Here is a 14,533-nt window from a genome sequence, read left to right as displayed (position 1 = left end):
GGCGACATCCATGGCAACCGACGTGATCACGGCGGCCACGGGCCGCTGGAGTGAGCTGCTCAGCGCCCTGGCCGGACTGAGCCCGGAGCAGCTCAGCAACCACCATCAGCCCTGCCCCAGCTGCGGCGGCAGGGATCGCTACCGCTTTGATGATCGCGATAGCGGTGGCTCCTGGTTCTGCAACCAGTGCGGCGGCAAGGATCACATGGGCGGCGGCGGCTCCGGGATGGACCTGCTGATGCGGGTGCGCCGCTGGAGCTTTCGGCAGGCCTGCCAGGAAGTGGAGCGCTATCTCGGCCTCGAGCCTGAACCGGATCAACGGCACCGGCCTCTGCCGTGTGCGACCTCCAACGGATCATGCGGCAGACCAGTAGCTGCATCTCTTGCCGCACTGCCGGGCCATGGTGGCCGGCCCTGGCGGCAGCCCGAACTGCCGCCGCCGGAGGCTTTGCCGCCTGCTCTGGAGGAGGGCGCCATCGCCCAGTGGTGCTACCGCGACCCGGCCGGCGCTCAGCTGTTCTGGATCCAGCGACTCTGCCCAGGCCGCAGTGGCCGCAAGGCCTTTCTGCATCGCGTCTGGCTGGATGGCGGCTGGCATCGGCCCAGCCGCCGCGACGCCTTCTCCTGCGAGTGGCCTGCGCCACGGTCCCTCTACGGCCTCCATCACCTGGTCGCCCGCCCGGAGGCACCGGTGCTGGTTGTGGAAGGGGAAGCCACAGCTGATGCAGCAGCGCTGCTCTTTCCGCAGCACGTGGTGATCAGCTGGGCCAACGGCACCAACGCCATCGCCAAGGCCGACTGGAGTCCGCTGGCAGGGCGATCGCTGACGCTCTGGCCCGACGCCGATGCACCGGGCCGCAGGGCGATGCAACGCCTCGCCTCACTGATGGCTGAGCAGGGCTGTCCGGTGCAATTGGTGGAGCCCCCGGCCACGGTTCCCGAGAGCTGGGATCTGGCCGATGCGGACTGGACGCCAGCCCAGGCTGCCGAGCGACTGCAGGAGTGGGTGACGCCCCCGCCGGCCGGTGAGGCGGATGAGAGTCCTGGAGAAGCGGCCGGTGAGAAGACCGCCGGCGGCAACGAGACCACGCCCATCGCAGGCGGCGGCGCTCCGTTTCAGTGCCTCGGCTACGACAGCGAGTCGAACTACTACCAGCCCAGCAGCACCGGTCAGATCCTGCGGCTGGGCCGCTCCTCTCACACGGCCACCCAATTGGTGGCCCTGGCGCCGCTGCGCCACTGGGAGACCCTTTACCCGAGCCGCACAGGCGTGAACTGGGCGGCGGCGGCCAGCGACCTGCACGAGCGTTCCGCCGCAACCGGCATGTTCGCCCCCGAGCGCATCCGCGGCCGTGGCGCCTGGTGGGATAACGGCCGCACCGTGCTGCACCTGGGCGATCGCTTGATCACACCGGACGGGGAGCGGCCGATCACCGAACCCTTCCGCTCGCGGCACATCTACCAACGCCTCAAGCGCCTCCATGGGCCCGGTGGCGTGGGGCCCCTGACGGTGGAGGAAGCCGCCGTGGTCGTGAGCATCGCCAACCGCTTCCGCTGGGAGGTGCCCGCCTCCGGCACCCTGCTGGTTGGCTGGGTGGTGCTGGGCCCGATCTGCGGTGCCCTTCCCTGGCGCCCCCACCTCTGGCTCACCGCCGGTGCGGGGACGGGCAAGAGCGCGATCCTCGATCGCTTCGTGGTGCCGCTGCTCGGGGACTTCGCCCTGGTGGTGAGCGGCGCGACAACGGAAGCAGGCCTGCGCCAGACGATCTGCTGCGATGCCGTGCCAGTGGTCTTCGATGAGGCGGAGAGCAACGAGAAGGGCGACCAGCAGCGCATGCAGGCCATCCTCTCGCTGGCGCGGGTGGCCAGCAGCGAGAGCAGCGCCGCCATGCTCAAGGGTTCACCGAGCGGCGAGGTGAGCCGCTACCGGGTGCGCTCGATGTTCCTGCTCAGCTCGATCGCCACCGCCCTCAAACAGGGTGCCGACAAGAGCCGCTTTGCCCAGCTCACCCTGCGCAGCCCGAGCGACATCCCCAAGCAGGAACGGGAAGCTCACTGGACGGCCCTGGACCGTGATCTGGAGCGCCACATCACCCCGGAGCTGAGCCGGCGCCTGATCGCACGCACGGCAAGCCTGATCCCGATGATCCGTCAGGCCGCCGGGGTTTTCACCCGCGCGGCGGCGCGACACTTCGACTCTCAGCGGCTGGGCGATCAGTACGGCACGCTGCTGGCAGGTGCCTGGTCGCTGCTCAGCGATGTGGCCCCCACAGAAGCCGAGGCCGAGCTCTGCATCGCGGCCCACGAGTGGGACAGCTATAGCCAGAGCACCGAGATCCCCGACGAGCGGCGCTGCATTCAGACGATCCTGCAGCGGCCGATACGGGTGGAGACCAATGACAAGCCGCTGACTCGCACGATCGGCGAGCTGGTGGATCTGGCCACCAGCCGCGACAGCTGCATCGAGATCCCACCGGACCTGGCCGATCAGACCCTGGCCCGCCATGGCCTGCGGGCCGAACCAGAGCGCCTGCTGGTGAGCAACACCGCCAAGGCGATCGAGCAATTTCTGGCCGATACCGCCTGGGTGAACAGCTGGCCGGTGGTGCTCTCACGGCTGCCTGGAGCCATGCGCTTCGGCCCCGTGCGCTTCCGCGGCGCAGGGATGGTCACGCGCGCCGTTGCGATCCCCCTCACCTCCCTGTGACAGACCATGCGTCACGACATGAGCTCCTGGAACACCGCCGGTCACGCCGAGAACGATTGCGGCATCTGGGTTTGCGGCATGCGTAACGGTGTGACGGTTCCGGCGGGGCAGAGCCCCCCTTACAGAGATCAAGAGCTATCCCCCTCTCTAGTGATCCCTCTTCTGCTGCTTGCTAAAGCTTCTATGCCTTTACAGATGGTTACCTCGTTACAAGGGGCTCTAACCCTCTTCCAGCCAGGGATCTCGGTTGTGACGTCCACCGTCACCCGCCGTTGCAACCGAAACAGCGATGCTGAAGAGCACCTGGCTTGATCCCATCCCCGGCCTGTGGCGGGATGAGGCCGCCCACCGCTACTGGCTGGGCGAGCACCTGTTTCCGGTGTCGATCACCGGCGTCCTGGCCCATGGCCTCAGCGCCACGGCCCGCAGAGCGATCGAAGCCAAGCGGCCGGTCTGGGAACCACGCGGCAACACCGTGCACGCCGCCCTGGAGCGCTACAGCCAGGCCCGCTTCTCGGGCGGCCGCAACGCAGAACAGGCCTTACTGGCAGTCGAGCAGCTGCCTGGGCACCACCGGTACCGGGACTGGATCCTGCCGCTGCTGCAGCTGCCGCTCTGGGACGAGGTGCAGGTGATCGCCAGTGAACGGCTCAGCTGCTGCCTCACCCGCAATCTGGCCGGTGGCTTCGATGGGGCCTATGCGTCACCGGCTCTCAGTGACCGTCGGGGCCGCGAGGTCCGGGTGCTCTACGACCTCAAGACCCTCTCGGCCCATGGCCGCCCCTATTCCACCGCCGCCCAGCTGGGGGCTACATGGTGCTGGAGGCCGCTCAGGGAAACCACTACGAGCTGGGCCAGACGCTCTGGAGCAGGCCCGGAGAGGCAACTCCGAGCACCTTCTACAGCCGTGAGCAGTGCCTGGCGGCCTGGGCCGCCGCCTGGAGCCGCTACTGCCTGGCGTGCCGGCCGTTCTGAGCAGCAACGAAAACACCATAGGAATTAGCAGCCGCTGTGCTTGCGGCTCTAAGAACAGAGCTAATACACTGAACTGATCGCCAGGCTCCACTCCCCTGGCTTGCTTGTTGCTGTGCTGGCTGCCATGACCACCGCCCCTGCCGCTGCTTCTGCCTCTGCACCGGGCCCAGAGGCGATCGACGCCGTGCTGGATGCCCTCACCGCGCTCAAGGCCCAGCAGAAGCAGCTGGAGCAGGAGCTCGAACCCCTGTTGGAGTCGCTCAGCGCGGCGATGGACGCCGGCGAGCTGGATCCCTCCTTCTCCCACAACGACTGGGCCTTCTGCCACAACGCCGGCCGCCTGAACTACGAGTTCCCGCTGGCCGTGCAGCAGATCGAGCAGCAGCTCAAGGCTGCTCGCGATGCGGCAATCCAGCAGGGCAGCGCAACGGAGAAGCGCGGCAAGCCGTTCTGGACCATCCGCCCCCCGAAAGCAGCGGCACTGCCGATCTGAGCCCCATGCCGCCCCGGTCCGCCCCACCGACGCCAGATCCGATCGAGGAATTGCGCTCAGCTGCCAGCGCAGAGGATGAAAACGGCCAACCGCTGTATGAACCGACTGACCCCGCCAGGCCGATCGGGCACGCCAATCCTCCCCGCCGGCCCAGAGGCCTCGCCTCCCATCAGCCGCCCAGGCCCTCAAGGCTTGAGGTCGAACGTCGCATCGCCGAGGCGCAGTTGTGGATTGCCCAGCGGATACCGCTGGTGTTGATCTACGAAAAAGGTCGTGAAAGCTGGGGGTGAACAACAGCCAGACGATCAACAGGTATCTCAACCTCGCGCGCGAACGCATGGTTGAGGAGCTGATCTCGGATCGCAAGCGTCACCAGGCCGAGCAGATCTACGCCCTGATGGATTGCGCCCGTCGGGCAGCGGACGCCGAGCAGTTTTCCGCCGCCGTGGGTGCCCATCGGGTGATCGCAGAGATCGCCGGGATGTTGCGTGCCCCGGTCAAGCCGCCCAGCGAGGCCAGCTCATGACCAGAGGCTTGCTGCAGACCGACCAGGCCCACGCCCAGGCCCGAGCTCCTGCTCTCGTCACAGTCGGGCCGCTGCTCGATGGCGGCCTGCTCCACTCTCCGCACCACCTGGACTGCTGGCGTGATGGCGGCGTGCTCGGTGTTTCTGATCCCTCCCTCGCCTCTGCCAGCACCGAGCCACTGAGCTTCCGGGAGTTCATCGCCCAGGCCTATCCCCGCTACGGCTTCCATCGCTGGGCAGTGGTGCTTATCGCCCTGCTGCAGTCGATCGCTGATGGCGAGCTCTCGCGCCTGATCGTCACCTGCCCGCCGCGCCTGGGCAAATCACTGCTGGTCTCCAAGCTCTTCCCCGCCTATTTCATCTACCGCCACCCGCATCTGTTCGCCGCCATCGCCAGCTACTCGGGCGAGCTGGCCTATGCCCACTCCCGCGAGGCCCGGCACTTCTACCGCGTCACCGGCAACTCGCTCTCGAAGGATTCCGCGGCCGTTGGCAACTGGCTCACCCCGCAGCGTGGCGGCTGCATCGCCGCCGGTGTCGATGGTCCGTTCACCGGCAAGGGCTACAGCCTCGGCATCATCGACGACCCCTACAAGGGTCCTGCGGATGCTGGCTCGATCCGAGTGCGAGCACGCATCGAGGACTGGCTGAAAGCCGTCTGGTTCACCAGAGCTGAGCCGCAGTTCATTGACGCCGGCACTGGCGCCCTGCAGCGCAATCTCTCGGCTCAGGTGATCGTGCTCACCCGCTGGGATCACGAGGACGTGATCGGGTGGCTGATGGCCCAGGAAAGCGGAGATGCCCCGCAGGAGTGGCATGTGCTCAACCTGCCGGCCATCGCTGAGCACCGGGCCGATCGGCAGAGCTTCCCGTCGTCCTGCACCGTCGAGCCCGATTGGCGCTTACCCGGCGAGGCGCTCTGCCCCGAACGATTTCCGCTATCTGAGCTGCTCAAGATCCGCACCCGGGTCGGCTCCTTCTGGTGGAACGCGCTCTTTCAGCAGCGCCCCTCGCCGATGCAGGGCGCCATCTTCCAGCGGGCCTGGATCAAGCCGCCGTTCCCTCGCGAACAGCCGCGCCGCTTCTCGCCCTTGGTGCTCTCCTGCGACCTCTCCTTCAAGGGCGAGGAGCACAACGATCACTGCGGCTTCGTACTGATGGGCCTGCTGCTTCCCGATTCGGCGGGGCCACAACAGCTGGGTCCTCTGGCCCGGCCTCAGGCTGCGCAGCTGGAGCTGGAGGTGATCTGGGCGGCCCGCCACCACTTCGATCTGCCGCAGACGCTTCGCTTCCTGCTCTCCACCCTCGCGGCCCTCGACGCCCAGGGTCTTCGTCCCCACGCGGTGCTGATCGAGGACGCCGCCAACGGTCCGGCGGTGCAGCAGACCCTCAAGCGCAAGGTGCCAGGCCTGTTGCCGATCCCCGCCCGGGGCAGCAAGGAATCGCGCGCTCATGCCGTCGCCCCGCTGCTGGAAGCAGGCCAGGTGCGTTTCCACCACCGGGCTGCGCCGCTGATGGAGGAGCTGCCGCGCTTTCCCAAGGGCACCAAGGATCTGGTTGATGCCTTTGGTCATGGGGCCCTGTGGCTGGAGACGCGCTACTGGCGCGGCCTGGGCATCAAGCGCGATCCGCTGCCGATGCTTCTCTCCCGGTGATGCCGTGGCCCAGCTCCTCCTGCCGCTGCTCGCGTCCGCCACCGATGTTGTTGTCTCCTCGCCCAGGCCCCTACGGCGCCGCCGCCGGCTCCCCAGTGTTCATCAGCAACTCGTCTTTGCTTTCCCCTACCAGCCGCCTCCCCAGACGCCGCGCAAGACCAGGCGGCAGCGGCCGGAGCACCCTCATGCGGCTGTGCATCGGCTCGCCCTGGCTCACGTGGACCTGGCCGACAAGATCGCCGGTAATTTTGCCCGCCGCACTACTCATTCTTTTGATGACCTGCGCCAGCTTGCTGTGATCGGTCTGCTCAAGGCAGCCGCCCGCTTCGATGGCACGGGCGGGCGCTCCTTTCGGCCCTACGCCCGCACCTACGCCAACGGCGAGATCACGCACTACTTACGAGACCACGGCTTTGCGATCAAAGTGCCGCCGTCCTGGCGTGACCTCTACGCCAGTGGCCAGAAGTTGCTGCGGGAAGGACAGCCGCCCCATGCTGTGCCGCAGCGGCTGGGGATCACCGCCGAGCGCTGGCGGGAGATCCATGATGCCTGCTCGGTCACCGTGATTGCGCTACAGGCGGATAGCTGAGGATCGAAAAGCAGTTGTGGCCCATTCATGGCCTTTCCTGACAGTCTTAAAGATCTTCAACCTGGTGAAGTCAGAGTATCGGGTGGTTTGACTCCTTAGGTTTCTTCAAAATAGTCGTTGTCCACATTCTTCAATTCAAAGATTTCGCGTGGGTTGACACCTATGTTGTTTGTAATCATCAGTCTAGCGAGGCGTTCTCCGTCAATAAGGATGATCTTGCGATCAATGGAACTGACAAACTCATGGGCGCTCTTGGGAAAGTCCGAAGTAGTAATGAACACTCCTTTTCTTGCGTTCTTGCCCATCAGACTTCCAGCGAAATCACGAATTTCCTTGACTGGAACTGTGTTTTCCCAGCGTTTCGCCTGCAAGTAAATAGTATCCAAGCCAAGTTTATCCTCGTTTATAATTCCGTCAATTCCTCCGTCTCCAGACTTCCCTATGGCGCTACCGGCCTCTTTACGTGAACCACCATATCCCATTTCAATCATGAGATCGATGACGAGTTTTTCAAAGAAGGCGGGGGAGCAGCCCTTCACTATTTTCAGCAGCTCACTTACCAGTCCACGGTTGACGATTTCGTATGCAGCGAAGATAATCTCCTCGGGCGATCTAGTTTGTTCTTCAACCGCGGATTCCGCTTCAGCATCGACGGACTCTTTGCCTTTGGCTTGATGAAATTCTTTGAAACGTGGAATCTTCTTTAGGTCGCCAACCTTAATCTCTCCATTATGATTGGCAAGAAACTCATGACCACTTTTTGTTATTTGTAGATATGCGCGCCTATCAGACCCAATCAGCCCTGCTTTCTTCAGATACGTGTTCGCCCATCCTAGTCGATTGTCAAAAAGGAAGGCTCTTCCGCTAGGGATTTTTTCTCTTAGGTCGTCCTCCGTTAACTTGAATAATTCAATAAGCTTCTTTTTGACGACCTTTAGTTCTTGCTCAGGTAGACCATCGATAACCTCGAGGAGTGGTCGCATAAATGTCTGAAAATCCGGCACGCTCATTGGGATTCTTCCCTAAATTCCTTGTCAGCGAGTAATCCTAACGCTTAAGATCAGCGCCGGGAAGGATCTCCATGCTGGCATCGAGCTTTATGGATCCGCCCGCTGCGCCTTGATGTTAGGCAGATCAAATGAACATTGTAAGAGCGAAATTTCATGTGAACTCAAAAACACTAGATCGTGGCATGCGACGATTCGAGGATGCTTTTGGGAGTATCTCCATCATTGCTCTTGCACTGTTGCACATTAGTTAGGTGGTCGAAAAGCGAGTTCGATGCACAACGCGCTATGGTCGCTCTCGCCGCCTGGACGACGTACGTCGTGCCTGTAAGCACACTCGATAACTTCGAAGTGAGATGATATGAATGCGTGGTCAAACCACCGCTCAGGACGCGAAGCTGAGCGTGTCAAATAGGTTGCTTCCATCGCACCGGTACCGTACTTTGCCCAAAAGGCGTGCTGGAGGTCATGCAGGGCACCATCATCGAAGAACCAGCCGACCGCATTGTCCCAGCGTTGACGCGGATGACCTTCCATACCGCCTCGAGCGTTCTCGCGAGTCATCAGCTCATCTCGGCGACTCGCCCAGCTTTTCTCGCTTGTCCACGCCCAACTACGAACAGGAAGTTTGCCAGGAAAGAACTGTGGTTCATTGTAGTCGCCAGTAACGATTACTGGGCCAGGAGAGATCGATCGAATTACTCGCTGAACCGCCTCTAGCGTATGGATCTTGTCCCAGCCATTGTTGGATCCATTTGGTGCATGTACGGTCAGGATATCTACACCCTCATTGGTGCCAATTGAAACATGTGCACGACCGATGAGGCAAGGAAACGGCGGTGGATTGGACAAACCGAGTGGCTTTTGTTCAATCGGCCACCTGCTCGCAATTAAGTTACCGTATGTTTTTCCACCATCCCCCGAGTCTCCAGTGTGTATCGCGTGAAACCCTAGTTCTGAAAGACGTTGCATGAACTCCGTGGCGTACTTGTTCTTCACCTCCTGAAACGTCAATAGATCAAAGGCAATCTGACCATCGACAATGAACGCGTTGAGAACCTTCGCGGGACGGAAGTTCACGTTCCAGGTCAATAGACGTATATTCATGTTCACAACTCAAGAAGGCATTCTGACGTGTATTGAGAGAGATGCACAATGCGAAGAGAAGGTACCAAAATTCCGTTTTTTCTAACCGATAGCCGTCAGCCGCGGTGGCATCAACTGGTTACATTCGCCTCCGTCGGCTGCACGGCGTGTTGGCCAGCTTGTTGTTCAGCACTCCACAGGTAAATTCGACGATTCCTGGATTCGATGAACTCTATTGCGGCCTGCCGATATGCCAGATAGCCATCAAGGTCCTGCGGGACCGGTGATGTGTTGAAGTCCATGAATGAGGAGAAGAATCTCACTGCCGAACAGTCCTCGGTGACGAGGTCTTGTAACAGGAAGAACTCAACGTATCCGCGAAAGTCACCGAACAGACCCAAAAAGGAACCGTATCGCTGGAGAACGTCACCCAACGGACTTGGCTCGCTGCGGTAGTGTCGACGGATACACTCGACCGTAAGGTCGAACCGATCTTTGATCCGTGGGTGGAAACCGCGTGCGCCGTTGATTGTCATCTTTCGGCCAACCCGCTCTGCTGGGAACACCATCATCCCGCCGATCGTGTAGCCCACCCGTAGAAAGGACTCCTGCTCTGCGGTAGGGATCGAACTGAGGACCTTCTCCAGACGCGATTCTTTCCTGAACGTAGGGATCACCGCATCGCTGGCAAGGAAGAATTCCCCCAATCCGGACCTGTGGTGTAGGTAGTGCTGGCCGATGTCATCGAGTGTGAACAACACGCCATTAGGTAGGTGTTTACTCCACAAATGCCGATGATGTCGACGAAGAGCTGGGCTGTAGGAGTCTGGATCTTTCTTCGGATAGCCGGGTGTGTCTGACCTGAAATCAAACGTGACGTCAATCTGATTGTACGTGCGCATTTCAGGCATGATGTGTTATCTGAAGGAATAGCCTGGCGTACCAAAATTGTAACTGGCTAACAATGATTGGGCGGGTCCGCAACCTCCCTACAGGCTCACCATCCAACCAGATAAAACCCTCAATTCCTGCAGTGTAGGAGCCTAGATCCATTTATGGCCAACTGATCACAGAGACCTATGTGGCTTGTTCTGAACTTTAACCGGGTCTGAGAACCAACTGTTCTTAAAGTTAAAAAGGGGCGGCTGGGCTTCGAAAACCGAGTTTGCTCTGGTTCAATTCATGTCTGTTGATCATGGTCGTGCTCACGTCCCGATGACCCAGAAGCTCCTTGATCGTGCGAATGTCCAGACTGCCCTGCAGTAGGCGGATGGAATACAGGTAGCGCCACTTCATGCCGTTGGAGGCTGACATTGAGGCACCCCCTGTGGCAATAGCTCCCAGCCGCACCAAGCCCTTGGCCTCCAGGAGTCGCAGCCGATCCCGCAACAAGTGGCTGCCGCTCTCTGCGAGCGAGCAGCGGGCACGCGCTGCCGCCAAGGGCACCCCGCTGCTGGAGCCCTGGCGCGAGCACAACACCCTGCGTGGCCTGCGCGATCGGTTGCAGCTGGCCTTCGATTGCTGGAACCTGCTCGATGCCCCTGACGGCACCAGCCGCCGCACGGTCTACCTGCCCCCAGGCGTCAAGGAGCCGGATTCCTCCTATCGCAACCGGATCGAAAACGCCAGGCCCACCGGGTTCTTCCGCGACGCGCTGCGCACTTATGCCGGGATGCTCTCTTTCCTGCACTGGCAAGCGCTGCCGCCGTCGCTGCAGGCGGTGATCGGTGACGTGGATGGACGCGGCACCGATCTGGGGGTGTTCCTGTTCATCGCAGACCTGCTGGTGCTGCGTGATGGCGGCTGCCTGATCCTGGTTCTGCCGCCGGAACATCGCTGGCCCTCAGAAGGGCACAGGCTTGATGCTCTGCACCGTGGTGATCGCCTCTCGTTGCCTCGGCTGGCCCTGGTGCCTCGCGCTGACTTCCTCGACTGGCAACTCCCCAATCCCAACGGTCTGCCGGTGCGCGTGGCCTGGCGGGTGGACGTTCACAACCCGATCAGACCCGACCACTTTGGGGGGTCCCGGTTCATTACCTCACGCCGAACAACACGCCGGCCTACGACCTCTCCAACTGGACCTACCGGGTGGCGGAGCTGGCCGCCGATGGCCTGCGATTTCAGGCGTACCGGGCCGTGCCATCGACCTCGGCTTCCTGCGGCTACCAGGCTGAGCCCCTCGGGCCTGCGGTGCTGCTGGAGGGCCAGCACACCATGCCCTGCGTCTGGTACGCCGCCGACGGAGCGGCCTTCGGGGAAGGTGATCTGCCTCACCTGGGCCTGGCCAACCAGTACCTCACCCACTACCGGCTCAAGAGCGAATACGAGGACCTTCTCTCCCGCTGCGCCCTGCCGGTGGGTGTGCGCAGCGGCCTGGTGGATCAGTACGGCTTCCAGCGCACCGAGGACGGCGAAGCTCGCGCCCCTGAGCAGCTCGTGCTCTCCACCTCCACCTTCATGGACCTGCCTGAGGGTGCGGACTTCAACTGGAAGGAGATCCGCGCCCGCTCACTCGCCGAGCACCGCGCTTACCTGAGCTTGCTGGATGAAACCATGCGCCGTGATGCGCTGGTGCCGACCCAGAACCGCGGACCAGGCAAGAGCGAGCAGGAGGTGAGCCTCACCGCTGGCCAGGCCTACGCCCTGCTCCAGTCACTTGCCACCCAGAAGACCTCGGTGTTCTCCACCCTGCTGGAGCATTGGTGCCGGGCCACGGGTGACGTTCTCCAGCAGGGTGCTGGCGTGTCTCTGATCGTGACGCCGCTCACCCCTCCGCCCAGGCCGCTGCCGTCTGTTGGCGAGTGGCTCACCCTCCACGAGCGCGGTGTGATCAGCACCGATGAGCTGCGCCACCAGCTGGCTCTGGCTGCTTCTCCGGGGTTGGTGACACCGATCGGCAGCAGCAGCGCCGACAGCTTTGCTGCCTCGGCTCCGGAGGCAACGTGAGCGAAACCCCCAACCCCTACGCCTGGCGGCCGTCTGATCTAGAAGCGATCCGCCGGGCGCTGACGATCCCTGTGTCGCCGGCCAGCATCCGCGCCATCAACGACGAGATGGCGGCCCTGGAGCGCAGCTACCCCGACGCCATTCCAGGCGCCAAGGCCAGCCTCGATGCCATTGCCGCGATCGATGCCGCCCTGGTCGGCGGTCAGACGGCGGCCGATCCGTTCGTGATCAAGACCACTCGCAAGGCGGCCGTCAGCCCGGCCGACCCCAACCAATTGCCCAAGCGGAAACTCGATGTGATCGAGTACGCCACTGAGCTACTCATGGAGGAGGTGTCGACGGAATACGCCGAACCGACCGCCGCCAATGGATCTCTCAGTCCCGGCGCTCTGCGGCGGGCGCATGTCGAATCTCTGCTGCTGATCCTTCCGCGGCTGCGCAACTGGCAGGCGCCGCAGCCCACGCCCTTCCAGGGCCAGCTCGCCCGCGGCTGACCATGGCACCGACTCCCACCAGCTCCCCGCTGCAGTTCGTCGCCAACGTGCGGCTGCTGCTGCGCCAGGTGGATCACACCGGCGCCAGGGAGCCGCTGACGCTGGCTCGCCACGTCTTTGAGTGCTTCATCCAGCAGACCAAGCTGATTTCCAGCCGCGACAACGGCCCCGGCGTCGACACCGGCGACATCCTCTGCGAGGGCTACCTGTGTCGTGCCGCGGTGCTGCCCCATCCGGCCGTGGACGCCTGGGACTGGCTCGATGCTGATCTCGACTGGCAGGGCGCCGCCGTGCGAGGTGAGTACCAGCCGCCGGCCACCGGTGGCGTGCTGCCGCCCAGCTCCACCGTCCAGGCTCCTGCCGATGGCGCCTGCTGGCTGGGTGATCTCTCACTGCTCCAGACGCCTGGCGTGCTGCCCCATGCGCCCCGGGCGCTCTTTGCTGCTGCCAGCCTGCTGATGATCGGCGCCGCCTACGGACCCGGTGGGATCGGCGCCCTGGTGCAGCCGGAGCTGGGCGAGAAGCTGACCTTTGCGATCAAGCCTCACCGCGTCTACGTGTTGGAGGCGGGCGACACGCTGAATTCGATCGCCTATCGCTTCGGTACGACGGTGCCGACACTGCGGCGCGTCAACCAGGACCTGCAGGAGCTGCAGACGATCGAGACAGCCCCGGGGGACACGCTCACCCTGTTGGCCGGCACCTACGGCACCACCGTCGAGACCCTGCGCAAGCACAACCCGGAGCTGCTCCGGGCCGATGGCCACACGGTGGTGGAGGGCGACACGATCGCCACGATTGCTGAGCTGTACGACACCACCAACCGCACGATCCGCAAGTACAACCCGCCCCTGGCGGAGTACCCGAAGCGGTGATCAGCTTCCGTTGGCCATGGTGGTGAACGTGCCAGCGATCCGGCCGTCGTCACCGCTGGACCCCGGCCAGGAGCTGCTGGTGCCCAGCGTCACGCCATCAACCGTGCTGCCGGCTGGCGGTTGGATCTACCTGCCGCAGCAGCGGGCGGTCTCCTTCCCTGACGAGATCGACCTGGACGCCGCGCCGCCACCGCCGGTGGCCATGCTGCGCAGCTCGGCGCCGCTGAGCCTCTGAGCTGCTGGCAATAGGAAGCGTGAGCGCAGCCCGGATGGGGTGCTCGCGTCAACCACAGCCGTGATGGGTGGACCCATGACCAAGCGAACTAGAGAGCTCCAGCCCCAGCCCGAGGCCGCATCGCAGTCCTACGTCACCTACGCGCAGCAGCAGCAGTGGCCCAATCAGGACTCGTCGCTTTCTGAGGGCGAGGAGCTCGATGCCGTTGATGACTCTGAGCTCGATCCACTCGATGACGAGCCCCTCGATCCAATCGAGGAGCCTGCCACCACGGGCGATGAACCGGCAGCAGAACCCGATGCCCTCAAGGCCGAGCGCCGCAAGACCAACCAGCTGGAGCGGGATCTGCGCACCCTCAAGCGTCAGCTCTCCCAGTTCTCCAAGATCAACCCCGACGAGTACGAGCGTCTCCAGGAGGCCGAACGCCAGAAGGTGCAGCTGGAGCGCGAGATCGCGACCCGCGAACGCCAACTGGAGGCCGCTGCGGCCCGCAAGGTGAAGGCTGTCGCCAAGGAGCGCGACGACGCCCTGGCCGAAGTGCAGCAACTGCGCAAGGACCGGCTGCTGGAGCGCCTGTTCGTCGACGCCGAGGGGCGTCCCGGTGGTGACAACCGCGGCTCCTTCTTTGAGATCTTCAAGCAGCAGGTGGGCGGCGAGTTCCGCCTGACCAAGGACGGCAATAGCCGTGACGTGCTGGAGCCGATCGATTCCAAGGGCAATGCCCTGCTCAGCGACAACGGCAACCTCCAAGCCGCTGAGCATGTCGAGAGCCTGCGCACCCATCCGGTGCTGGGCTTTCTGTTCCAGCAGCGCGGCGGCATCGGCCCCACCACGGTGATCGCCGAATTCGATGGCAACGGACAGGCCACCAACCTGCAGAGCATGAGCGCCAGTGAGCTCTATCTGGCCAGCTACGCCCGCAAGCCAACCGGCGCACGGAGCTGA

The 14,533-nt window shown here is 63.2% G+C and carries 14 protein-coding genes; 11 read left to right on the top strand and 3 right to left on the bottom strand.

The genetic code is table 11. The annotated features are described in order from the left end of the window. Positions 1 to 10 precede the first annotated feature (10 nt). The 6 genes from AAF143_RS02790 (at position 11) to AAF143_RS02765 (ending at position 6,945) form a co-directional block, all read left to right on the top strand. The gene (locus AAF143_RS02790) at positions 11 to 2,707 is read left to right on the top strand and encodes a primase-helicase zinc-binding domain-containing protein (RefSeq protein ID WP_255005647.1); all 2,697 of its coding nucleotides are present in this window, start codon (positions 11 to 13) and stop codon (positions 2,705 to 2,707) included. 289 nt (positions 2,708 to 2,996) lie between these two features. Next, a complete protein-coding gene (locus AAF143_RS02785) occupies positions 2,997 to 3,710 on the top strand; it encodes a hypothetical protein (protein ID WP_414026492.1) in 714 nt (237 codons plus the stop codon). Positions 3,711 to 3,806: 96 nt separating this feature from the next. Next, positions 3,807 to 4,175: a hypothetical protein gene (locus tag AAF143_RS02780; RefSeq protein WP_255005644.1), complete on the top strand. Its 369-nt coding sequence runs from the start codon at positions 3,807 to 3,809 to the stop codon at positions 4,173 to 4,175. Positions 4,176 to 4,461: 286 nt separating this feature from the next. After that, entirely contained in the window at positions 4,462 to 4,701 is a 240-nt protein-coding gene (locus AAF143_RS02775) for a hypothetical protein (RefSeq protein WP_414026491.1), read from the top strand. Next, positions 4,698 to 6,356, top strand: coding sequence for a terminase (locus AAF143_RS02770; protein ID WP_255005640.1), 1,659 nt, complete (start codon positions 4,698 to 4,700; stop codon positions 6,354 to 6,356). Before AAF143_RS02775 ends, AAF143_RS02770 begins: the two co-directional genes overlap by 4 nt. 4 nt (positions 6,357 to 6,360) lie before the next feature. Further along, positions 6,361 to 6,945, top strand: a complete 585-nt coding sequence (locus AAF143_RS02765) for a sigma factor (protein ID WP_255005638.1) — start codon at positions 6,361 to 6,363, stop codon at positions 6,943 to 6,945. 95 nt (positions 6,946 to 7,040) lie between these two features. On the opposite strand, the gene AAF143_RS02760 is transcribed toward AAF143_RS02765, so the two are convergent. The 3 genes from AAF143_RS02760 to AAF143_RS02750 all read right to left on the bottom strand — a co-directional run bounded on the left by AAF143_RS02760 (position 7,041) and on the right by AAF143_RS02750 (position 9,940). Then, positions 7,041 to 7,955, bottom strand: a complete 915-nt coding sequence (locus AAF143_RS02760; RefSeq protein WP_255005636.1) for a restriction endonuclease — start codon at positions 7,953 to 7,955, stop codon at positions 7,041 to 7,043. 243 nt (positions 7,956 to 8,198) lie between these two features. Next, entirely contained in the window at positions 8,199 to 9,032 is an 834-nt protein-coding gene (locus tag AAF143_RS02755; RefSeq protein ID WP_255005634.1) for an endonuclease/exonuclease/phosphatase family protein, read from the bottom strand. A 137-nt stretch (positions 9,033 to 9,169) separates the two neighbouring features. Further along, the gene (locus AAF143_RS02750; protein WP_255005632.1) at positions 9,170 to 9,940 is read right to left on the bottom strand and encodes a DUF6994 family protein; all 771 of its coding nucleotides are present in this window, start codon (positions 9,938 to 9,940) and stop codon (positions 9,170 to 9,172) included. A 1,186-nt stretch (positions 9,941 to 11,126) separates the two neighbouring features. Between AAF143_RS02750 and AAF143_RS02745 the strand changes: the two genes are divergently transcribed. From AAF143_RS02745 to AAF143_RS02725, 5 genes are all read left to right on the top strand, one after another. Next, complete coding sequence (locus AAF143_RS02745) at positions 11,127 to 11,984, top strand: DUF4055 domain-containing protein (RefSeq protein ID WP_414026490.1); 858 nt, start codon at positions 11,127 to 11,129, stop codon at positions 11,982 to 11,984. After that, positions 11,981 to 12,478, top strand: a complete 498-nt coding sequence (locus AAF143_RS02740; RefSeq protein WP_255005629.1) for a hypothetical protein — start codon at positions 11,981 to 11,983, stop codon at positions 12,476 to 12,478. Before AAF143_RS02745 ends, AAF143_RS02740 begins: the two co-directional genes overlap by 4 nt. A 2-nt stretch (positions 12,479 to 12,480) precedes the next feature. Next, positions 12,481 to 13,353 carry a LysM peptidoglycan-binding domain-containing protein gene (locus tag AAF143_RS02735; protein ID WP_414026489.1) on the top strand — a complete coding sequence of 291 codons (873 nt, stop codon included), beginning with the start codon at positions 12,481 to 12,483 and terminating at the stop codon, positions 13,351 to 13,353. Positions 13,354 to 13,369: 16 nt separating this feature from the next. Then, on the top strand, positions 13,370 to 13,588 hold the full coding sequence (locus AAF143_RS02730; RefSeq protein WP_414026488.1) for a hypothetical protein: 219 nt from the start codon (positions 13,370 to 13,372) through the stop codon (positions 13,586 to 13,588). A gap of 75 nt (positions 13,589 to 13,663) precedes the next feature. Next, positions 13,664 to 14,533 carry a hypothetical protein gene (locus tag AAF143_RS02725; RefSeq protein WP_255005627.1) on the top strand — a complete coding sequence of 290 codons (870 nt, stop codon included), beginning with the start codon at positions 13,664 to 13,666 and terminating at the stop codon, positions 14,531 to 14,533.

Origin of the sequence: Cyanobium sp. ATX-6F1 (assembly GCF_047395825.1) — a bacterium.
Classification (GTDB): Bacteria; Cyanobacteriota; Cyanobacteriia; order PCC-6307; family Cyanobiaceae; genus ATX-6F1.
This window is presented reverse-complemented; position numbering and strand designations above follow the sequence as displayed.